The organism is Alloyangia pacifica (assembly GCF_020524285.1).
GTDB lineage: Bacteria > Pseudomonadota > Alphaproteobacteria > Rhodobacterales > Rhodobacteraceae > Salipiger > Salipiger pacificus_B.
The window spans coordinates 57,503-77,876 of sequence record NZ_JAIVKX010000023.1 but is presented as its reverse complement, the minus strand read 5'-3'; the positions used below and the strand labels follow the sequence as shown (position 1 = coordinate 77,876).

22 protein-coding genes and 1 pseudogene are annotated in these 20,374 nt (G+C 64.6%); 18 read left to right on the top strand and 5 right to left on the bottom strand.

Annotated elements, in window-relative coordinates; genetic code table 11:
* The first annotated feature begins 21 nt into the window (after positions 1-21).
* From LC039_RS24940 to LC039_RS24905, 9 genes and pseudogenes are all read left to right on the top strand, one after another.
* On the top strand, positions 22-1,020 hold the full coding sequence (locus LC039_RS24940) for a Nit6803 family nitrilase (RefSeq protein ID WP_226629249.1): 999 nt from the start codon (positions 22-24) through the stop codon (positions 1,018-1,020).
* Complete coding sequence (locus LC039_RS24935) at positions 1,013-2,158, top strand: MSMEG_0568 family radical SAM protein (RefSeq protein ID WP_226629247.1); 1,146 nt, start codon at positions 1,013-1,015, stop codon at positions 2,156-2,158. Before LC039_RS24940 ends, LC039_RS24935 begins: the two co-directional genes overlap by 8 nt.
* On the top strand, positions 2,155-2,706 hold the full coding sequence (locus tag LC039_RS24930) for an MSMEG_0567/Sll0786 family nitrogen starvation N-acetyltransferase (RefSeq protein ID WP_226629245.1): 552 nt from the start codon (positions 2,155-2,157) through the stop codon (positions 2,704-2,706). The genes LC039_RS24935 and LC039_RS24930 overlap by 4 nt, the downstream gene beginning before the upstream one ends.
* A complete protein-coding gene (locus LC039_RS24925; protein ID WP_226629239.1) occupies positions 2,703-3,671 on the top strand; it encodes a sll0787 family AIR synthase-like protein in 969 nt (322 codons plus the stop codon). Before LC039_RS24930 ends, LC039_RS24925 begins: the two co-directional genes overlap by 4 nt.
* Positions 3,664-3,951, top strand: coding sequence for an MSMEG_0570 family nitrogen starvation response protein (locus tag LC039_RS24920; protein ID WP_066108963.1), 288 nt, complete (start codon positions 3,664-3,666; stop codon positions 3,949-3,951). The genes LC039_RS24925 and LC039_RS24920 overlap by 8 nt, the downstream gene beginning before the upstream one ends.
* Positions 3,952-3,962: 11 nt before the next feature.
* Positions 3,963-5,243, top strand: coding sequence for an MSMEG_0569 family flavin-dependent oxidoreductase (locus LC039_RS24915; RefSeq protein WP_226629237.1), 1,281 nt, complete (start codon positions 3,963-3,965; stop codon positions 5,241-5,243).
* A complete protein-coding gene (locus LC039_RS24910; RefSeq protein ID WP_226629235.1) occupies positions 5,243-6,001 on the top strand; it encodes a Pnap_2097 family protein in 759 nt (252 codons plus the stop codon). The genes LC039_RS24915 and LC039_RS24910 overlap by 1 nt, the downstream gene beginning before the upstream one ends.
* Positions 6,002-6,044: 43 nt before the next feature.
* A pseudogene (locus LC039_RS27110) lies at positions 6,045-6,236 on the top strand (hypothetical protein); the annotation flags it as partial.
* Between the two features lie 26 nt (positions 6,237-6,262).
* Positions 6,263-6,937, top strand: coding sequence for a nitrilase-related carbon-nitrogen hydrolase (locus tag LC039_RS24905; RefSeq protein ID WP_264179673.1), 675 nt, complete (start codon positions 6,263-6,265; stop codon positions 6,935-6,937).
* Positions 6,938-8,149: 1,212 nt separating this feature from the next.
* Here the strand turns inward: LC039_RS24905 and LC039_RS24900 are convergent.
* Positions 8,150-9,364, bottom strand: a complete 1,215-nt coding sequence (locus tag LC039_RS24900) for a metallochaperone AztD (RefSeq protein WP_226629233.1) — start codon at positions 9,362-9,364, stop codon at positions 8,150-8,152.
* A gap of 146 nt (positions 9,365-9,510) precedes the next feature.
* On the opposite strand from LC039_RS24900, the gene zigA reads away from it, so the two are divergent.
* Positions 9,511-10,731: a zinc metallochaperone GTPase ZigA gene (gene zigA, locus LC039_RS24895; RefSeq protein ID WP_066108948.1), complete on the top strand. Its 1,221-nt coding sequence runs from the start codon at positions 9,511-9,513 to the stop codon at positions 10,729-10,731.
* Positions 10,731-11,354 carry a DUF1826 domain-containing protein gene (locus LC039_RS24890; RefSeq protein WP_226629231.1) on the top strand — a complete coding sequence of 208 codons (624 nt, stop codon included), beginning with the start codon at positions 10,731-10,733 and terminating at the stop codon, positions 11,352-11,354. The genes zigA and LC039_RS24890 overlap by 1 nt, the downstream gene beginning before the upstream one ends.
* 66 nt (positions 11,355-11,420) lie before the next feature.
* Here LC039_RS24890 and LC039_RS24885 read toward each other — a convergent pair whose 3' ends face one another.
* Complete coding sequence (locus tag LC039_RS24885) at positions 11,421-11,894, bottom strand: RrF2 family transcriptional regulator (protein WP_226629229.1); 474 nt, start codon at positions 11,892-11,894, stop codon at positions 11,421-11,423.
* A 135-nt stretch (positions 11,895-12,029) separates the two neighbouring features.
* On the opposite strand from LC039_RS24885, the gene LC039_RS24880 reads away from it, so the two are divergent.
* The gene (locus tag LC039_RS24880) at positions 12,030-12,947 is read left to right on the top strand and encodes an NAD(P)/FAD-dependent oxidoreductase (protein ID WP_226629228.1); all 918 of its coding nucleotides are present in this window, start codon (positions 12,030-12,032) and stop codon (positions 12,945-12,947) included.
* A gap of 50 nt (positions 12,948-12,997) precedes the next feature.
* Here the strand turns inward: LC039_RS24880 and LC039_RS24875 are convergent, their stop codons facing one another.
* From LC039_RS24875 to LC039_RS24865, 3 genes are read right to left on the bottom strand one after another with little or no spacing between them, the layout of a single operon-like run.
* Positions 12,998-13,810: a metal ABC transporter permease gene (locus LC039_RS24875; protein ID WP_413463859.1), complete on the bottom strand. Its 813-nt coding sequence runs from the start codon at positions 13,808-13,810 to the stop codon at positions 12,998-13,000.
* The gene (locus LC039_RS24870; RefSeq protein WP_226629226.1) at positions 13,807-14,541 is read right to left on the bottom strand and encodes a metal ABC transporter ATP-binding protein; all 735 of its coding nucleotides are present in this window, start codon (positions 14,539-14,541) and stop codon (positions 13,807-13,809) included. The genes LC039_RS24875 and LC039_RS24870 overlap by 4 nt, the downstream gene beginning before the upstream one ends.
* Entirely contained in the window at positions 14,538-15,023 is a 486-nt protein-coding gene (locus LC039_RS24865; RefSeq protein ID WP_226629224.1) for a Fur family transcriptional regulator, read from the bottom strand. Before LC039_RS24865 ends, LC039_RS24870 begins: the two co-directional genes overlap by 4 nt.
* Before the next feature lie 86 nt (positions 15,024-15,109).
* On the opposite strand from LC039_RS24865, the gene LC039_RS24860 reads away from it, so the two are divergent.
* From LC039_RS24860 to LC039_RS24835, 6 genes are all read left to right on the top strand, one after another.
* Positions 15,110-16,153: a zinc ABC transporter substrate-binding protein gene (locus LC039_RS24860; RefSeq protein ID WP_226629222.1), complete on the top strand. Its 1,044-nt coding sequence runs from the start codon at positions 15,110-15,112 to the stop codon at positions 16,151-16,153.
* Positions 16,154-16,220: 67 nt separating this feature from the next.
* Positions 16,221-16,685 carry a phosphoribosyl-AMP cyclohydrolase gene (gene hisI / locus LC039_RS24855; RefSeq protein ID WP_226629220.1) on the top strand — a complete coding sequence of 155 codons (465 nt, stop codon included), beginning with the start codon at positions 16,221-16,223 and terminating at the stop codon, positions 16,683-16,685.
* A 16-nt stretch (positions 16,686-16,701) separates the two neighbouring features.
* Entirely contained in the window at positions 16,702-17,163 is a 462-nt protein-coding gene (ribD, locus tag LC039_RS24850) for a bifunctional diaminohydroxyphosphoribosylaminopyrimidine deaminase/5-amino-6-(5-phosphoribosylamino)uracil reductase RibD (RefSeq protein ID WP_264179672.1), read from the top strand.
* A 799-nt stretch (positions 17,164-17,962) separates the two neighbouring features.
* Positions 17,963-18,664: an IclR family transcriptional regulator gene (locus tag LC039_RS24845; protein ID WP_226629214.1), complete on the top strand. Its 702-nt coding sequence runs from the start codon at positions 17,963-17,965 to the stop codon at positions 18,662-18,664.
* Complete coding sequence (locus LC039_RS24840) at positions 18,661-19,467, top strand: IclR family transcriptional regulator (protein WP_066109125.1); 807 nt, start codon at positions 18,661-18,663, stop codon at positions 19,465-19,467. Before LC039_RS24845 ends, LC039_RS24840 begins: the two co-directional genes overlap by 4 nt.
* A 170-nt stretch (positions 19,468-19,637) precedes the next feature.
* On the top strand, positions 19,638-20,348 hold the full coding sequence (locus LC039_RS24835; RefSeq protein ID WP_066109123.1) for a cysteine hydrolase family protein: 711 nt from the start codon (positions 19,638-19,640) through the stop codon (positions 20,346-20,348).
* Positions 20,349-20,374: the final 26 nt, after the last annotated feature.

The window sequence follows — 20,374 nt, the reverse complement described above, 5'->3', positions numbered from 1 at the left end:
GACGTCTGCAAAGGCAAGCCCATGCGAACCGACACCATCCGCGCCGCCGCCGTCCAGATCGCCCCGGACCTTTCCGGGCGCGCGGGCACGATCGAGCGCGTGCTCAACGCGATTGCCGAGGCTGCGGGCAAAGGCGCGCAGTTCATCGTCTTCCCCGAGACCTTCGTGCCCTATTACCCCTATTTCAGCTTCGTGCTGCCGCCCGTTCAGCAGGGCGCGCCGCATCTGGAACTGATGCAGGAGGCTGTGGTTGTCCCCTCGCCCGAGACGCAGGCCGTCGCCGATGCCGCCCGCAAGCGCGGCGTCGTGGTGGTGCTGGGGGTGAACGAGCGCGACCATGGCTCGCTCTACAACACCCAGCTCATCTTTGACGCCGATGGCACGCTGGCGCTGAAACGACGCAAGATCACCCCCACCTACCATGAGCGCATGGTCTGGGGTCAGGGCGATGGCGCCGGGCTCAAGGTGGTCGACACAAAGGTGGGCCGCGTCGGCGCGCTGGCCTGCTGGGAGCATTACAATCCGCTCGCCCGCTACGCGCTGATGACCCAGCACGAAGAGATTCACGCGGGCCACTACCCCGGCAGCCTCGTGGGCGACATCTTCCGCGACCAGATCGAGGTCACCATGCGCCACCACGCGCTGGAGTCGGGCTGCTTCGTGGTGAACTCCACCGGCTGGCTCACCGAAGAGCAGATCGCCCAGATCCACCCCGACCCGAAGCTGCAGAAAGCGATGCGCAGCGGCTGCATGACCTGCATCATCTCGCCCGAGGGTCGTCACCTCGCCGAGCCGCTGACCGAAGGCGAAGGCATCCTGATCGCCGATCTCGACATGAAGCTCGTCGCCAAGCGCAAGCGCATGATGGACAGCGTCGGCCATTACGCACGGCCCGAGCTTTTGTCGCTGGTGCATGACACCCGCCCCGCTGTCACCCGCCACACCTGTGAGGCCGCGCCTATGAGCACTCCCATGGCCGCGCCGGAACCCCTGCCCGAGGAGGGCCGCCCCGATGCTTGATCACGCCCAGCTCATCAACGAACTTCAGACCCACGGCATGCGCCTCGTCGATCCGCGCGCCGGGCAGGAAAGCCGCCGCGGCGGCGCGGGCCCCTCGGACCACAAGGCGATCACCATCGGCGCCCGCACGGTGATGATCCCGGTCCATACCGCGCCCAGCTTCGACAGCCCCTATCTGGTGTCGGCCCCCGACGACACCGGCGAGGCCCATGTCACCCGCGACGGCGCCGAGGTGGCAACCGTCCGCTTCCCGACCCGCGCAAAGTTCTACCAACTCAAAACCGCGGACGGCATTCCCTACAGCCACATCGCCGCGCTGCATTCCAAGGATGTGCTGGCGACCACGGTGCTGCAGACCTGCATCCGCTACGAGAGCCGCAAGAAGACCTGCCAGTTCTGCTCGATCGGCCAAAGCCTCGCGGCGGGCCGCACCATCGCCCATAAGACGCCCGCACAGCTTGCCGAGGTCGCCAAGGCGGCGGTGGAACTCGACGGCGTCACCCATATGGTGCTCACCACCGGCACCCCGGCAGGCAAGGACCGCGGCGCCAAGGTGCTCTGCGAGAGCGCCGAGGCGATCAAGGCCGCCGTCGATCTGCCGCTACAAGGCCAGTGCGAGCCACCCGAGGACGATGCCTGGCACCAGCGCATGTTTGACGCCGGGATCGACACGCTCGGGATGCATCTCGAAGCGGTCACGCCCGAGGTTCGCGCGCGCATCATGCCCGGCAAAGCCTCGGTGCCGCTGGAGAAATACTTCTCCAGCTTCGAAGCGGCGGTGAGGGTCTTCGGGCGCGGGCAGGTCTCGACCTACATCCTTGCCGGTCTTGGTGACACGCGTGAGGCGATCCTTGAAATGGGCGAAAAGCTCTGCGCCATGGGGGTCTATCCCTTCGTCGTGCCCTTCGTGCCGATCTCGGGCACGCCGCTGGAAAGCCACCCGGCGCCGTCGTCCGAGTTCATGGCCTCGATCCTGCAGCCGCTCGGCCAGATGATCGCCCACGCCGGGATCCGCTCGGCGGACATGAAGGCGGGCTGTGGCAAATGCGGCGCCTGCTCGGCCCTGTCGAGCTATGAGAAACTGAAGGTGCCAGAAAAGGGAACGGCGCAGGAGACAGCCCTGGGAGCTTCGGCATGATCGAGCTTGAACCGCGCCTGTTCAGCAGCCCGGGCTATTACATCCGCGCCGCCTCGAAACGCTTCGAGGCAGAGGGCGCGGCGGGCCTGCGCCACCGGGTGTTTGTCGAGGAGCAGGGCATTTTCCCCACCCACGACCGCGACGACGTCGACCTTATCGCCACGCATCTGGTGGCGCTGTCGACCTACGCCCATGAGGCCGATCAGGTGGTCGGAACGGTGCGCATCCACGAAGAGGCCCCGCGCCTCTGGTGGGGCTCGCGGCTGGCGGTGGACAGCGATTTCCGCGCCGTGGGGCGGCTCGGGGCCGAACTGATCCGCCTTGCCGTCTGCACCGCCAACGCGCGCGGCTGCGACCGCTTTCTTGCGCATGTGCAGATGCAGAACGTCACGCTCTTCCGCCGCCTGCGCTGGCGCCCGCTGGAAGAGGTGACGATCCACGGCACGCCGCACATGAAGATGGAGGCAGACCTGAGCCACTACCCGCCCTGCGACGATCCGGTCACCGGCTGGTACCACCGTCCCCGCACCCGCGAGCCGCGCAAATGAGCGAGAGCGAGCTAGACGCGCTCGCCGGGCGGCTGCGCGACCACCCCTCGATCCGCTCGAAACTGGGCATCGCGCGGGCGACGCGAGCGCTTGGCCTCAGTGCCGCCAGCGCCGGACGCCCCGGCGACGATGCCGCCGCCCTGCCCCGCGACGGCGGCTTTGACCTGCTGGCGGGCGAGGGCTTCATCCCCGCCTTCATCGAAGACGATCCGTGGTTCGCGGGCTGGTGCGCGGTGATGGTGAACCTCTCGGACATCGCGGCCATGGGCGGACGCAGCGCCGCCGTGGTCGATCAGGTCTGGGCGCCAAGCGCCGAGGCCGCCGCCCCGCTGCTGCAGGGCCTGCGCGACGCCTCCGCCGCCTATGGGGTGGCGCTGGTGGGCGGGCACACCAACCTTTCCGCTCCGGCGCTCGGCCTCGCGGCCTCGGTCTTTGGCAAGGCGCAGCGGCTGATCACCAGCTTTCACGCAGCGCCCGGCGATCTGCTCATCGCCGCCGTGGACCATCGCGGCAGCTACCGCAACTTCGACAATTTCTGCGCCGCGCTCGATGCCCCGCCCGACCGGCTGCGCCGCGATCTGGATCTGCTGCCGACGCTGGCCGAGGACGAGTTGACCCGTGCCGGAAAGGACATCAGCCAGGGCGGCATCATCGGCACCGCGCTGATGCTGGCGGAATGCTCGAGCGTCGGGATCGACATCGACGTCACCGCCCTGACCCCACCGCCCGGCATCGCCGCCGAACGCTGGTTGCGCAGCTTCCCCAGCTTCGGCTTCCTGTTGTCGGTCGCGCCAGAAAACGCCAACGCCGTCTGCGCCCGCTTCTGCGCGCGCGGCATCGACGCCTGCGCCATCGGGCGCGTCACGGACGGGTCCGCCGTGACCCTCGGCGATGGAACCGAAAGCGCGCTCTTCTGGGACCACGCCCAAACCCCCTATCTCGATCTTGGAGCCTGCCATGCCTGAAACATTCTGGACCGTCCGTTGGCCCGACGGCGCCGAGGAAAAGCTCTACTCCCCCTCCAGCGTCGTCGCCGAGGTCTTCGAGCCCGGCCAGAGCTACCCGGCGGACGACTTCCTGCAGCGCGCCCGCATCGCCATGGAGCGCGCCTCGAACCGGGTGCAGCGCAAATATGGGTTTGCCTGCAGTTCGGCCATGGATCAGCTTGACCGGATCGAGGCCAAGCTCGCGACATTCAAGGATCAGGAGGGCGCTGAAATCGCCTGCCTGCACATCTCTCAATGAGGATGGAGACGATGAAAGACACCCAGACCCCGCATATCCCCGTGGTGATCGTCGGCGGCGGGCAGGCAGGCCTGTCGACCGCCTACTGCCTCAAGAAGAAGGGGATCGAGAGCATCGTCTTCGAGCGGCACGAGAAGTTCCATTCGTGGCGCAACAGCCGCTGGGACAGCTTCTGCCTCGTCACCCCGAACTGGCAGTGCCGCCTGCCCGATTTCCACTATGAGCGCGAGTATGGCGGCACCGATCCCGACGGCTTTATGCTCAAGGACGAGATCACCGACTACGTCGACGCCTTTGCCGCGATGGCGCAGCCCGACCTGCGCGAGAACGTCGAAGTGACCCGCGTGGTGCCGCACGAGGCTGGCGGCTTCACCGTCGAGACCTCGATCGGCACATGGACCTGCGATCAGGTGGTGATCGCCACCGGCGGCTACGACACGCCGATCGAGCCGCCCTACGCCAGGAACCTCTCGCCTGAGGTCTTCCAGATGCACTCGGTCGACTACCGCAATGTCGACCAGTTCCCCGAGGGCGGCGTGCTCATCGTCGGCACCGGCCAGTCGGGCGTGCAGCTGATGGAGGATTTCTGCCGCGCCGGGCACGACGTGCATCTCGCTGTCGGCCCCGCGCCGCGCAGCCCGCGCAAGTATCGCGGCCGTGATGCCACCGACTGGCTTTATGACGCCGGGCACTATGCGATCACCATCGCCGAGCACCCCGACCCGGTGAAGGCGCTGACCCAGACCAACCACTACATGTCGGGCCGCGATGGCGGCAAAGAGATCGACCTGCGCCGCTTTCATGTCGAGCAAGGGGTCGAGCTTTATGGCTCTCTGGCGGATATGGACGAGACCACGGTCAAGTTCCTGCCCGACCTGACGAAGAACCTCGACGACGCCGATCGCTCCTACGTCGGCATCCGCACCCAGATCGACGCTTATATCGCGCGCGAAGGCATCGACGCGCCAGAAGAGCCGCCCTTCGAGAAGCTTTGGCAGCCGGAGGCGGAGCGCACCGAGATCGACCTCGCCGAGGCAGGCATCACCTCGGTGCTCTGGGCCATCGGCTTTCGCCCCGATTATGCGTGGATCGAGGCGGATGTCTTCGACGCCCGCGGCAAGCCCGTCTTTGACCGCGGCGTGACCGATCACCCGGGTCTGCATTTCATCGGCCTCGGCTGGCTGAACACTTGGGGCTCGGGGCGTTTCCTTGGCATCGAAGAAGACAGCCACCACCTCGCCGAGCAGATCGCCGCACAGTTGGCTGGCTTGGCGCAGCGGGTGGCGGGCTGATGCTGGACTCAGAAACCACAGGAGTGGGTGTGCTGACTCGTCAGCGGCTCGGGATGCAGCAGCTTTCACCGCACGGGCTATCCGAAACATGGGCGCTCGGCTTCTGCGGCGACATCCATTGGCAGATGCTTTCGGGGGCGTCGGGACAGGAGAGTTTCGGGTTTCGCGCGGCCGATGGCCTTCCGATCTACGCCGCCTTCTGCGCGACGCGGATCGATCTGACCCCCTCGCAGGGTCTACTGGGTGCCGATCTGACCATCCGATCGCGCCTTGCCAGCTTGGGTGGCACGCGCATTGGCTCGCGCCACGAGTTCCGGCAGGGCCGACAGGTGATAGGCTCGCTGCTGATGCTGTCGACTTTCGTCGCACATGACGAGACCGCCTCCAATCGCCGGATCGTGCGCGCGATGCCGGAGCGCGATTGCGTGCTGCCCGAGGCCGGGACCGCGTTGAAGGAGTTGGATGCGCGAGCCAGGAGCGTCTCGCGCACGCTGCGGGGGCAGCGGGTCGAGGAGGGAGTCGGGATCACGCCGAATCCGAGCTTGGATTTCAACGCTGTCGGGCTGCTCTACTTCGTCAGCTTCACCCGCCTTGTCGAAAGCACTGCGCAGACCGTTGACGGCGTCCGGGCCCGGGAAATCGTCTACCTGGGCAATCTCGATCAAGGCGAGACCGTCAAAGTTCTGCGCAGCGGTACCGAAGCTCTCGTGGCGCGCGAAGACGGCCACATAATCGCCCAGATCGCGGAGGTCAGATAGGAACGATGCCACCGCCGGGTCCGACAAGAACGGACCAAAGCAAATGGCCCTTACTTTCAGATTGGAAGTCCAGGTGACATTGTTCGCTGCATCTAACCCAGCCTCGAAAGATGGCCCTTTTGCCATGCCCGAGACGCTTCGCGTTGCTGCCATACAGTCCGAACCCGCCTGGTTCGACCTCTATGGAACGGTCGACAAGACCGTTGCCGTAGGCGCCGAAGCCGGCGCAAATGGTGCCCATGTAATCGGTTTCCCGAAGACTTGGATGCCCGGTTATCCTTCCCTCTGTGGTTTGGCGATGCGGCCTATCGGAAAGCGTTCATCGTATGCTGTCGGGCCACGTCAAGCACGCTTGGCAGCCCGCAACATCGCCGCGTCGAAGAAGCGGCCCGCAAAGTCGGTATCAGAGTGTCGCTGGGTGTCAGCGAGCGGGACGGCGACGATCTCTTCATGGGCATAGGGGTAATCAACCCGAATGGCGAAACTCTTGTGGTGCGCCGCAAGTCCAAGCCGTCCGGCCGCGAGTGGGATGTCTTTGCTTCTGGGCCGGGCTATGATGTGACAGTTGCCCAGACCCCGGCCGGAAACGTGGGCACCCTACGCAGCAACGAGAACCTGCGCCCGCTGATGAGGGCCGAGCTCTACCAACAAGACATCCAGATCCAATTCTCTTCTTGGCCGCACTTCGGGCTATTCCCAGGCCGGCGCGCCGTGAGTTACGTGCTGGCGGCCGGCGCGTCGGTGGCCATCGAGCGGGTAGCCAAATGCGTTATCATCGCCGCGACGCAGATTGCTTCGCAAGCTTACATCGACGAACTTCAGTTGCCGCCTGGCGCGGATGGCGCGGTTGCCGCAGGTTCTGGACCCAGCCGCATCTTTGAACCCGTGACGGGGGAGGTTATTGGCGGCCTTGCAGACCCGACTTTCGCGGGCTGATCTATGCCGACATCGGCAGAGGTGCGGTCTAGCGGCAACACGCCTACGACCCTGCTCCTGTGACAGTGACCAATACAAAAGCACCCTAGGTTGAGAAAGGCGAGGCTCTCCCCCTGCCATCCACGAAGCTCCTGATGAATCGGGGATAAAATCCCAGGGTGGCGCCGAGCGAGCGCCGCTTTGATCTCCATAGAAATCGACGGAAAGGCCTCGCTGCCGATCAGGTGTTACGTACGCATCGAGACTGAGCACCCATCACCACTGCGAACATTAGATTTATTGTATGGATATCCAAGCCTGAAGCGCGCTCAAGAAATGTTGAGCGCCCGACTCATTGCCCGAAAAAGTGCCGAAAATATATAGTATAATCATATACTTTGGGCACCCCGATAGCGAGCCGAAACAATTGCACGGATTATTATGCATACATTTTGACATCAATACTTCCTTGCGGAGAGGTCAATGTACGCATATCACGGCCCTATCTTGAAGGTGGCCTACTCACAACCACGCGTATGCTTGGCCGCCCTCGCCCGGCAAATGAGGAACGCGGGTTTCTCAGTGGATGCCGTACCAAACAGGAAGTGAAGGCAAACGATGATCTGGGTCCCCATCATGCTCGGTCTGTTCAAGTTCACCGTGCTAGGTGCAACCTTTGTCCTCTGCATCAGGTCGCAACGCGAGGGAGAGCGAGAGGACAGAGAACGAGAAGAAGCCAGACGGCAGAAGCAGCTCCTTGCCGAACCTGTCGCTCCCGCCTCAGACGAGGAATTGAAAGTCGCCGAATGAAGTCATGGGCTTGTCTTCCCTTTGACAAGACCACCGGCAATGGCAGCTGGAGAGGCTCTGCTCGGCCATCTTCATAGACTGACTCGTTATGCCGCGGCTGGACCTTCGACGTGCCTTTCGCCGACCTGAAGTAGGCCGCCCGACGGAAAATGCGGCTCCAAGCGCTGAGCATGGAGACCGACCCCTCGGCACCTTCACCCGACGAGGGGCCCAGCTCTATACGGAAGGCGTCGTGCGATTCTGGATCGCCAGCATCACTCGGACCCATCGCGACTTCTCATCAGACCGCGCACGGCCGGTTTGTCATAACTCTTTGACCCGATGGCGCTGGTTATTCCGGGATCGCAGCGAAAGACCACCGACACCTCTCATCACCAGCATAGCATGAATAAGGGGCCCGCCAGAGACGGGCCCAGTCCAGGATCAGTGGGTCAGGCCGCTGCCGCCCACGGCGAGAATGTTGTAGGGCACCCCCTCGACCGGGATCGTCGCTGTTTCTTCAAGGCTTGCGGGGTCGACCAGCCGCACCATTCCCTCAAACGGATCGGTGAGCGCGATGCGGTCCCCCGCCACGGCCAGGCGCGGACGTGGATCGCGCCAGTGCCCATCCATCGAGTAAGGCTGCGTGATGCGGGCCGACGCCTCGATTTGCGCCGAGAGCATGTTCAGCCGGCTCAGCGTGCCATCCTCGGTGAGGAGGTAGGCGTATTGCGGCTTGGCCGGATCAAGCACAAAATCGACACGGCGGAACGGCAGCTCGACGCGGGTAAAATAGGGCGCCGTGGTCGGGTCGATGATCACCACCGAGTCCCGGCCATAGTCGCCGAGGAAGATCTGCATCGCCGCCGAGCCGAGCAACGTGCCGGTCTTTTCCTCGGGGAAGCTCTCGGGATAGGGCAGCATGGTGAACTCCGCAGCTTCCCCGGCTTCGGTGACAGCGATCACCCCCTCCTTGCAGCCGGCCAGAAGGTAGCTTCCCGAGAACGCCTCGCCGTGCAGGTCGGTGCAGGTCTGGACCTCGCCGATCTGCGCGCCGTCGTCGTCATAGGCGGCAATGCCGACACGCGGTGGCGCGCTGTCTTCTTCCACTGGCGCGTCAGAGGCGACGGAACTGATGATCACCTCCCCCAGCGGCGCGGCAAAACCATGGTGCGCGCGGTTCTGCGTGAATTCCGTAGCCTCGAGCATACCACCCTGCAGCGCGCCTTCGCCGAGGAAAGAGACATAGCCGCCGCGGTCGAAGTTGATCGCGGACTCGTGGCCATGGGTCACCACGTGGAACGGCCGCGGCCCGGTCAGATGCGCGTCGAACGCCTTGGGGTCGCTGATCTCGATGTCAGCATGGTCGCCATGCCCCTCGAGCGCGATGCCGCTACGCAGGAAATCCACCCGATCGTTGTCGGATTGCACGGCGATGACAGCCTGCCCCGAGGGCGAGGCATAAAGCTTTGACGGCCCGGCAAACTCGAAGCTCCAGCGGCTTTCCGGCGCGTCGCGGTCGAGCGCCGTCACCTTGCCATCCGCCTGATCGGCAACGAAAAGCCGCCATGCGGTGCGGTCCTCGTCGGCGCTGGCCCCCTGCCCTGCGGCAAGCGCCAGCAGCGCCACGGCACCTTGTGCCATGCGTGTCCTCAGCATGATAGAAATCCTTCCTTGTGTCCTCAGGTTGCTGGGCGCTCCCGTGCCGTCTCCGGCGTCTGCCCATGAAATCCGGGTTGCGGGCGCCCTGCGGTCTCCTTATTGTGTAATGATATAACATTGCAATATAACAAACGGAGACTTTGATGCCTGCCAAGGATACGCGCCTGCCCGTCACCGTCCTGTCGGGATTTCTGGGAGCCGGGAAGACCACGCTGCTGAACGACGTGCTCAACAACCGCGAAGGCCGCCGCGTCGCGGTCATCGTCAACGACATGTCCGAGGTCAACATCGACGCCGATCTGGTGCGCGAGGGAGGCGCCGATCTGAGCCATACCGAAGAGAAGCTGGTCGAAATGAGCAACGGCTGCATCTGCTGCACCCTGCGCGACGATCTGCTGCTGGAGGTGCGCCGCCTCGCCGATGAGGGCCGCTTTGACTACCTGCTGATCGAGGGCACCGGCATCGCCGAGCCGCTGCCCGTGGCCGCGACCTTCGATTTCCGCGACGAGTTCGGCGAAAGCCTGTCGGACATCGCCCGGCTCGACACGATGGTCACCGTGGTCGACACGGTGAACCTGCTGAAGGACTATTCCAGCCACGACTTCATCCGCGACCGCGGCGAGAGCCTTGGCGACGAGGATGACCGCACATTGGTCGATCTTTTGGTCGACCAGATCGAGTTCGCCGATGTGGTGGTGCTCAACAAAGTCAGTGACGCGGGCCCCGAGCGGATGGATGCCGCGCGCAAGATCGTCGTCTCGCTCAACCCCGATGCGCAGATCGTCGAGACCGATTACGGCAAAGTCGCCTCTGATCGCATCATGGGCACCGGGCTTTTCGATTTCGACAAGGCGCATCTGCACCCGATGTGGGCCAAGGAGCTTTACGGCTTTGCCGACCACGTGCCCGAGACCGAGGAATACGGCGTCTCGTCCTTTGTCTACCGGGCGCGGCGGCCGTTCCACCCGCAGAAGATCCACGATGTTCTGAACGGAGACCTACCGGGCGTGATCCGCGCCAAGGGGCATTTCTGGATCGCCACCCGCCCCGATTGGTTGGCCGAATACTCGCTGGCCGGAGCGCTGAGCAGCGTCAAGCCGATGGGCATGTGGTGGGCCACGGTGCCGCAGGAGCGCTGGCCCGATCATCCGCAGGCGGTGGCCTATCTCAAGCAGCACTGGCGCGAGCCCTTTGGCGACCGGCGGCAGGAGCTGGTGTTCATCGGCTCCGGCATGGACAAGGCGGCGATCTGCACGGCGCTCGATGCCGCGCTGGTGGGGGACGAGGCCAGCTTCGCGCCACAGCAATGGCAGGACCTGTCCGACCCCTTCCCCGGCTGGCGGCGCGCGCCGCAGGCGGCGTGATGCTGGACCTCGCCAGAGGCGCAGCGGCCTGCGATGTGATCGAGGGCGGCTCGGTGGAGGTCCTGCGCGACCTGCACCGGCCCGGCTGCGCCGCCGCGATCTGGCAGCGCCGGCTGCCGCCGCTGTTCAGCCAGTGGCTCGACGCTTTACCCGACGGCTGCCTTCCCAGGCTGCGCTCCGGCGTTCCGCTGCACGGCGTAGCGAACCTAGTGCAAGATACCTGCCGCGCGGCCTTCAGCGGAGCGGACGCTGGGCAAGCGCTTCTGGCTGAGGACGTCGCCCGGCTCGCCGCCGAATTCTCGCGCATCGCCGGGAAGGATGCGCTGCAGATCCGACTCGACGTGGTGCGCGGCAATGCCTGTAGCAAGTTCCATGTGGACTACGTGCCCGCCCGGCTGCTCTGCACCTACCGCGGCGCGGGCACGCAATACGGGCTTGCCAGCGAGACGGGAGAGCCGGAGCAGGTGCAGCAGATGCAGGCGGGCTGGGTCGGCCTGTTCCGCGGGCGGCTCTGGCCCGGCGACCTGCCCTGCGGGCTGCTGCACCGCTCGCCGCCCATCGCCGGCAGCGGCGAGACCCGGCTACTGTTGGTGATCGACGCGGCGCAGGACTCCGACGACTGATCGCCACGGCCCCGCCGCCGTTCCAGGGCGGCGGGGCCCAACGTTGCAGCGACGGCAAGCCCGGCCTCAGTCGGTGCCGCAGCCGGTCTCCGAAAGGTTTGACGCAATTCCGCGCATCTGGGCATAGCGCTGCTCGAAATCCTGCGCGATGTCCTCGACGCAGATCGCGGCGAACTCGGCGAGCAGACGCTTTTCTGCCTCGAGCAGCGTGGCATCGAGCCGCGCATCCACCGCCTTTTCCACCAGGCATTCCGCTGGATCCGCCTCCGATCCGATGTTGAACAGCGGCGGCTGGCCCACGGCCTCATAGACATCGCGCAGGGTGATCTCGGCCAGCGGGCGGGCCAGTTGCCAGCCGCCGCCATGACCCTTTTCCGAGGTGACCAGCCCGCGTTCCCGCAGCCCCGCCATCATCCGGCGCACCACAACTGCATTGGTCGACAGCATGCGCGCGATCTGTTCAGAGGTCGCGCGGCCCACATGCCGGTCCATGTGAATGAGCACGTGAAGCATGCGGGACATGCGCAGATCGCGGGGCATCGGCGGGGTTCCTGTTGGTGGTGCCCCCTCCTATCAGGCATCACGCAACAATGAAAGTTTCATGTGTTGCTCGCCTCGTGAAAATCACGTAACACAACAAAGTACATTACAGGGTGCAACAAGGAACGGATCCCAATGGACTTCGACGTGATCATCGTCGGCGGCAGTTTCGCTGGCCTCTCCGCCGCCATGCAGCTGGCCCGCGCCCGCAAGGACGTTCTGGTGCTCGACACCGGCCAGCCGCGCAATCGCTTCGCCGCAACCTCGCACGGCTTTCCCGGGCAGGACGGGCAGACGCCCGCCGAGATCAAGGAGCAGCTGCAGGCAGAGCTTTGCGCCTACCCGACGGTCAGCGTGCGGCAGGCAGGGGCCCGCCGCGCCGAACGTACCGGCGCGGGATTCGCGCTTGCCCTCGACGACGGAAGCCGGGTGACGGGCCGGCGACTCGTGCTGGCTTACGGCATGCGCGACAGCCTGCCCGACCTGCCTGGCTTGCGGGATCGCTGGGGCGCCACCGTGCTGCATTGCCCCTATTGCCATGGCTACGAGCTTGATCAGCAGCCGGTCGGCGTTTTGGCGCTGAGTGAGCTGGCGGTGCATCAGGCGATGCTGTTGCCCGACTGGGGGCCGACCACGCTGTTCACGCAGGGCACGCTGACGCTCACGCCCGAGCAGCGCGCGGCGCTGCAGGCCCGTGATGCCAGCGTCGAGGACACCCCGGTCACCGAGCTTCTGGGGGATGCCCCCGCGCTGCGCGGCGTGCGCCTTGCCGATGGCCGTGAGGTTCCGCTGGCGGGGCTCTTCCTCGCCCCCCGCACGACCCCGGCTTGCGATCTGGCCGAACAGCTCGGCTGCGCTTTTGAGGACGGGCCGACCGGTCCCTATATCGCGGTCGACGCGATGAAGGCGACCTCGGTCCCCGGGGTCTTCGCCGCCGGAGACCTCGCAAGCTCGATGCCCAATGCGACGCTTGCCGCCGCCGCGGGGGTGCTTGCCGGCGGCTCGGCGCATCGCTCTCTGATCTTCGATCACGACCTCAGCAGCCAGAGCTGAGCGGCGCTGGCACCGGTCGAGGACAACGTGATCGTCCGGCTGAGCCCGGCTCAGCGCCGGCCCTTCAGCCCGGCGCTCGTGACCGACAGCATGAAGAGGATCGCCACCACGCAGACGATGGTCGGCCCGGTCGGTGTGTCGAGATGGTAGGATGCCTCGATCCCGCCGATCACCGAGCCGCCGGCGATCACCACCGCAAGGCCGGCCATCGCCTCGGGGGTACGGCTGAACGGGCGCGCGGTGGCGGCGGGGATGATCAGCATGGCGGTGATCAGCAGCGCTCCCACCACCTTGATCGCCACTGCCACGGTGATCGCCAGCGCCAGCGTCAGCACCAGTTGCTCGCGCCGCGGATCGACACCTTCGGCGCGGGCGAGATCGGGGTTGAGCGTGGCGGTCAGCAGCCCCGACCAGCGCCAGCCCACCAGCCCCAGCACCAGCGCCGCGCCGCCCCAGATCACCGCAAGGTCGGCGGGCATCACCGCGAGGATATCGCCGAAGAGATAGGCCATCAGATCAATCCTGATGCCGCTGAGGAAAGAGGCCGCCACCAGCCCGAAGGCCAGCGCCGAATGCGCCAGCACGCCCAGCATGGTGTCCATCGCAAAGCCGCGCCCGCTCAGCGACGAGACGGTGAAGGCCATGGCCAGCGCCACCGCCAGCACCCCCGCGAAGATCGACACCGAAAAGGTCAGCGACAGCGCCACGCCGAGGATCGCCGCATGCGCGGTGGCGTCGCCGAAATAGGCCATGCGGCGCCAGACCACGAAGCAGCCCAGCGGCGCCGCCGCCAGTGCAAGCCCAAGGCCCGCCAGCACGGCGCGCAGGATGAAATCGTCAAGCATGGTGTTCACTAGGGTCATTCCGCCGCCTCTTGTGGCACCCGGTCATGCCGGTGGTCGTGGTGATGGGTGTAAAGCGCCAAGGCACCGCCTGTGCCCTCGCCGAAGAGCGCGCGATATTCGGGGGCCGAGGCGACATGCTGCGGCGCGCCCTGGCAGCAGACATGACCGTTCAGACAGATGACACGGTCACTGGCGCTCATCACCACGTGCAGGTCGTGGCTGACCATCAGCACGCCGCAACCGCGGCTCTGCCGGACCTCTTCGATCTGGCGGTAGAAAGCCGCGACGCCCGGCTGGTCGAGCCCTTGTGTGGCCTCGTCCAGCACCAGCAGATTGGGCTCGGCCAGCAGCGCGCGGGCCAGCATCACCCGCTGCAACTGTCCGCCCGATAGAGCGCTGATCTGCCGCCGCGACAGCCCCGCGACCCCGGCCTCGGCCAGCGCCTGTTCGATCTGCCCGGCGCTTACCTTGCGGCGAAGCCCCAGCAGCCGGGCGACGGTCATCGGCAGCGTCGGGTCGAGCGCCAGCCGCTGCGGCACATAGCCAATGCGCAGCCCCGGCGCGGTGGTGATCCGGCCATCGCTCGGCGCAAGCGAGCCGATCAGCAGGCGTAGCAGGGTCGATTTGCCCGAGCCGTTCGGCCCGACGATGGTGACGATCTCGCCCGCCGCCATCTGCATCGAAACATTGGAAAGGATCCGGCTTTCCCCCAGCCGCAGGCTGACGCCGGTAAATTCGAAAAGAGTCATTGCCTAGCCTCTGCCTCGATGCAGGCCGGGCAGACCCCGATGGCTTCGACAACCGTCTGCTCGATCCGGAACCCGGCATCGCGCGCGGCTGCGCCGAGCAGCCCCTTGGAGGGGGCCGAGGTCGCCTCGGCCACAGAGTCGCAAACCCGGCAGATCATGAAGGCGGGAAAATGGCTCTCGCAGGGATGCGTGCAGGCGACATAGGCATTCAGCCGCTCGACCCGATGCGCAAAGCCATGGGTCACCAGAAAATCGAGCGCCCGGTAGGCCACCGGCGGCTGCGATCCCCGGCCCTCGCGCTTCAGCCGGTCCAGGATCTCATAGGCACCGAGCGCCTTGTGCTCATCCAAAAGGATTTCGAGCACCCGACGCCGGGCCGCCGTGAACTGAAGACGCTTGTCCGCGCAGTAAATCTCTGCGGCGGCCACCCTCTCTGCGACGCAGGCGTCATGATCATGATCGGTGAATCCGACGGCTCTCATCTCGCTCTCCAAATTATGTGGGTTGCTATGTAATAACATTACATCTACGAGTCCAGCGCATGTTACAACATAACGTGGAGTTCCCCATGTCCAGAAAACTGATCCTCGGCACCGTGTCCGCCTTCGGTCTCGCCAGCGCCGTTGCCGCCGAGGTGCCCTCGGTTGCCGCGGATATCCCGCCTGTTCACTCTCTCGTGTCGATTGTGATGGATGGGGTCGGCACGCCCGACCTTCTGGTACAGCCCGGCGCGTCTCCGCATGGCTATTCGCTGCGCCCCTCCGAGGCCGAAGCCCTCGAGCGGGCCGACGCGGTGTTCTGGATCGGCGAGGGGCTGGAACCTTGGCTGGAAGGCTCAATCGACGCTCTGGCCGAGGATGCCCATGTGGTCGAACTGGCGGAAACCGATGGCACCACCGAGCTGGAATTCCGCGAAGGCGCGACCTTCGAGGCGCACAGCCATGATCACGGCGCGCACGAGGAACACGAGCACGAAGAGCACGCGGGCGATCATGATCACGACGAGCATGACCATGAGGGCCACGACGACGATCATGATCACGACGAGGCGCATGATCACGACGAGCACGATCATGACGCGCATGGCCATGACCACCACGGCCACGACCCGCACGCTTGGCTCGACCCGGAGAACGCGCGCGTCTGGCTCGACGTGATCGCAGCGGAACTGTCAGAGCTGGATCCGGAAAACGCCGCCACCTATCGCGCGAATGCCGACGCCGGAAAGGCCGACATCGAAACGCTGATCGGCGAGATCTCGGCGCAGCTCGAGCCGGTGCGCGGCAAGAACTTCATCGTGTTCCACGACGCCTACCACTATTTCGAGAACCGTTTCGAATTCCCGGCAAGCGGTTCGATCTCGATCGGTGATGCATCGGACCCCAGCCCGGCCCGGATCGAGGAGATCCAGGATAAGGTGGCAGAGCTGGGCGTCACATGTGCCTTCACCGAACCGCAGTTCAATGGCGATCTTGTCGCCACCGTCTTCCGCGGCAGCGACGCAAAGACCGGCGTGATGGACCCGCTGGGCGCGGATCTGGAGCCGGGCAAGGACCTCTACCCGCAGCTTCTGCGCAACCTTGCAAACAGCCTGACCGGCTGCCTCGGCTGACATCGCCAAAGGGCGCCGTGCCACGCGGCGCCCTTTCAAGCCTCAGCACCATGCCAAAGGAAGACCGATGCTTGAATTCTCCCCCCGCCTCACTGTCGAACAGGTCGAGGAAGGTTCCGATCTAGCGCCAAAATTCGATGCAAACGGGCTGATCCCCGTCGTCACCACCGATGCCGACACCGGCGAGGTGCTGATGATGGGCGTGATGACCCCAGAGGCGCTCAGCCGCAGCGTCGAAACCGCCGAGGCGCATTATTGGAGCCGCTCGCGCCAGTGCCTGTGGCACAAGGGGGCGACCAGTGGTTTGGTGCAGCGGATCGTGGAATTGCGCATCGACGACGATCAGGATGCCGTCTGGTTGCGCGTGCGGACCGAGGGCGGCGCAAACTGCCACGTCGGATATCGCTCGTGCTTTTACCGCAGCGTGCCGCTCGGGACCGCGGATGCAGGCACCCTGGACTTTACCGAAAGCGAAAAGGTCTTCGACCCGCTCGAGGTCTATGGCGATGTGCCCAACCCTACCCAACTCTGAGGGCGACGCACATTGGATGCGCCGCGCGCTCGCGCTGGCGCGGGGCGCGCGCGGGCGGGTCTGGCCGAACCCGCCGGTGGGCTGCGTTCTGGTGCGCGGCGACAAGATCGCTGCCGAGGCCGAAACCCAGCCCGGCGGCCGATCCCACGCCGAACGCCTTGCGCTCACCCGCGCCGGGCTCCGCGCGCAGGGAACAACCCTTTATGTGACACTTGAACCCTGCAGCCATTGGGGCCGAACACCGCCCTGCGCCGACGCGATCATCGCGGCGGGTGTGACGCGGGTTGTGGCCGCACTCCGGGATCCGGATCCGCGCGTCGACGGAAAGGGATTTGCCCGGCTGCGCGCGGCAGGGATCGCTGTCGACATCGGGCTTGGCGCTCAGGACGCGCGCGAGATCATGGCGGGGTTTCTGCATCAAGTCCGGACCGGCGCGCCGATGCTGCGCGCTGCCGCGGTCGTGCGTCAACTGGTCTGAACATATCCTGCGCGACGCCGGTGGCGCATTGCATCACGAAGGAAATGGCGGCTCCGGTGCTTTAGCATCACTTTGATATGACGCGAAAAACCACCCCAATTGTGCAAACACCCACCAGAAATACGCCAGCTATCACCTTCTTGTGGCGGATCGTCGGATTTGCAAACGACTCGAGTTCCGGGAGGTTGAGCGAACAAAATCTCTTCTACGCCATTATTGGTTGACAGCCCCTAAACCGCCCTGCGACCTATCCCACCAGTCCTGCCATTTCAAGAGTGCGCTGCACCGACAAGCGTTGAAGCGGAACTCTCCCAACTGCCCGGCAACATCAGTCCGACATACGGCAGCTTCAGCAGAATGGGCACGGCAATGAGCCAGCATGTCAGCATGCCCCACTTGTCGACTCAGGGCAGCTTTACATGATCGCCGGCAGCAGAATAGCGTACTCGTCGTTTTGTCGTTGATCTTCCTCGGTAGCCGAGGAAGCCGTCAAGCAATTCGGCGTGCCAGATTTTTTTATAATGGCGGCACCTTTTTCAGAATTGGCGTGACCTCGATAAACCACTTCACGAGACCGGAATTGGCGAATGCGACATCCTGATTATGGGTACGTTCATTGGAACCTGCACAACGGCAAAACAATGGTACAGCGCGCCGCTTCGTCAGGCCTATGTGGCGTGCGAGGTGAAATGGCGTAGAAAAGACTTGCTTGCAAAGGCTTGCACCCGGCACGCAAAGCTTCGAAAACTGGCGCACCAGCGGCGCAGAAGGCCGAGCCACAGCGAAAAGCGGAGTATGAATGGTCAAGAGCCCGGAACGGCAGCGTGGCGTCCAATCGGTGGACATGGCGATCCGCCTTCTCGAGATCGTTCGGAAGGAAAGCCAGCCGATGATGCTGCGCGACATTGCCGTCAGCGCGGGTATCACCTCTGCGCAGGCACATACCTATATGAGTTCTCTAAAGAAGTTCGGGATGATCGAGCAACTCGGCGACGCAGGGCGCTACGCGCTTTCGGACGCGACACTGACGTTTGCGCGGCACGTGATCCGGAACGATGCAACGCTCAACGCCAACATCAATGTCGCGCGCAGCCTGTCTGCCGAGATCCAGGAAATGGTCACCGTGGATTGCCTTGTCCAAGAGCAGCCGACAGTGATCTTCGCAGTACAGGGCCCGCGCACCCCCAGTCTCAGCCTGAGACCCGGCACCCGAAGCCGGATTGGCAACAGCGCAGCAGCACGCATTTTCGATGCTTGGAGCGATACCCCAGAGATGAACCCGAACCTTAGCCGGATCATCCGAGCGAGCGGATACGCGCATGCCGAAGGCACCCCGGTCCCCCATCTTGCATCCCTTGCCGCCCCGGTGTTCCGCGAAGGCGCGCTAGTCGCATCGATCTCGGTCATCGGGTTTCCCGACGCCATGGCGCCGGAGCCGGAACGGCCGGTTCTGCGGGCCTTGCTGGCTGCGGTATCCTCTCTTGGAGGTTCGTCGGCATGAGCGACGCGACTGAAAAGGAAGGGCGTGGCGTTCGCGCCGTCGAGACCGGGCTCTCGCTTCTGGGGCTCTTTTTGGATAGCGATGGCCCGCTCAGCGCCGCAGATTTGGCCTTGCGCTCTGGCCTCAGCAAGGCGCAGGTCCATGCCTACCTGGTTAGCCTGCAACGTGGGAACATGGTGGTCCGTGATCCGCAGACGGGACGCTACGCGATCGGCCCTTTCAGTCTTGAACTTGGCATGTCACGTCTGCTTACTCTCGACCCGCAGATCACTGCTTCGGAAGAAGCTCTTAAGGTTGCCCGCAAGCTTGGACAGTCGATTTCCATCGCGGTCTGGGGGCGCTATGGCCCCGTGGTGACAGCCGTTGTTCAGGCCAATGACCAGCTCCTCAACTCGGCTCAACCAGGTACGGTCTATTCAGTGACCGGCACGGCAACTGGCCGGCTCTTTGCCGCGCTGACGAACGAAGCAGAAGCCCGTGAGATCGCTAAACTGCAGATGGCCGAGGTCACACCGCCGAGATACGTTGGAGCCTGCCCGCCTTTCGACGAAATCCACGAGCCACTGGAGACCGTCCGGCGCACTGGTGTCTCGATCACCTACTCCTTCCCGCAGCCAGGTGTCACTGCCATCTCCGCACCGGTATACAACTTCTCGGACGAGCTTGAACTTGCCGTAACAATGATCGGCCCTGCCGAGGAGATCGACATCTCGCTGGAGGGCAACCATGTGGCTCCGCTGCGCGCGCTCGCCGCGACCATCTCCAGAAAGCTCGGATTCATCGGAAAAGCATCCGGCGCCTGATCGTCTCCTCCCCTTCCCTGCACATCTCGTGGGCATCCAGAGCAAGGGCTGCGGCGGAACACGCACGAATTCCAAGTTATCTCTAATAAGCAAAGCATTTCGCTATATACATACATCACTTCGGCCTAGCCGGGGCGATTTCGTACCCCATTCGACTTCAAGGAGCTCGCATGCATACCATCAAGATGTCCGCCGCCGCACTTGAGCGCGGCAAGAAGAACCGAGGCGGTCGCGACCATGCCTTCGAGACGTTCGACCCCGCCCGTACGGCCCATGTGATTGTCGATCTGCAAAATGGCTTCATGGAAGAGGGTGCTGTTTCCGAGATCCCCGTAGCGCGCGACATCGTCCCGAATGTGAACGCCCTTTCCCAAGCAATCCGGGCGGCCGGAGGTACGAACATTTTCCTTCGCTACACCTACGATCCGAATGAGAAGATCGCCTGGACCAGCTGGTACGGCGATATGCTTGGCACACCTTTCTCGGAAGGTCTCAGGAAAGGCTTCGCCGCCGGTGAGCACGACCATGCGCTCTGGCCAGAGCTTGACGTTGCCGAAGGCGAGCCCGTGCTCGACAAAACCCGTTTCAGCGGTTTCACTCAGGGCACCTGTGATCTGCACAAAGTGCTGCAGGAACTTGACGTGGATACCGTGCTGATCACCGGAACGGTGACCAACTGCTGCTCGGAGGCGACCGCGCGCGACGCGCAGCAGCTGAGCTATAAGGTGATCTTCCTGTCCGACGGAAATGCTGCGCTCAACGACGACGAGCACAATGGCACGCTCGACAGCCTCTATCCGGTCTTCGCCGATGTCCGCACCACCAAGGAGGTGATCGGACTGTTGAATGCCGGAGCAGCGACTCGCACGGCCGCCGAGTGACAACTCGAGCCGAAGGGCCCATGCCC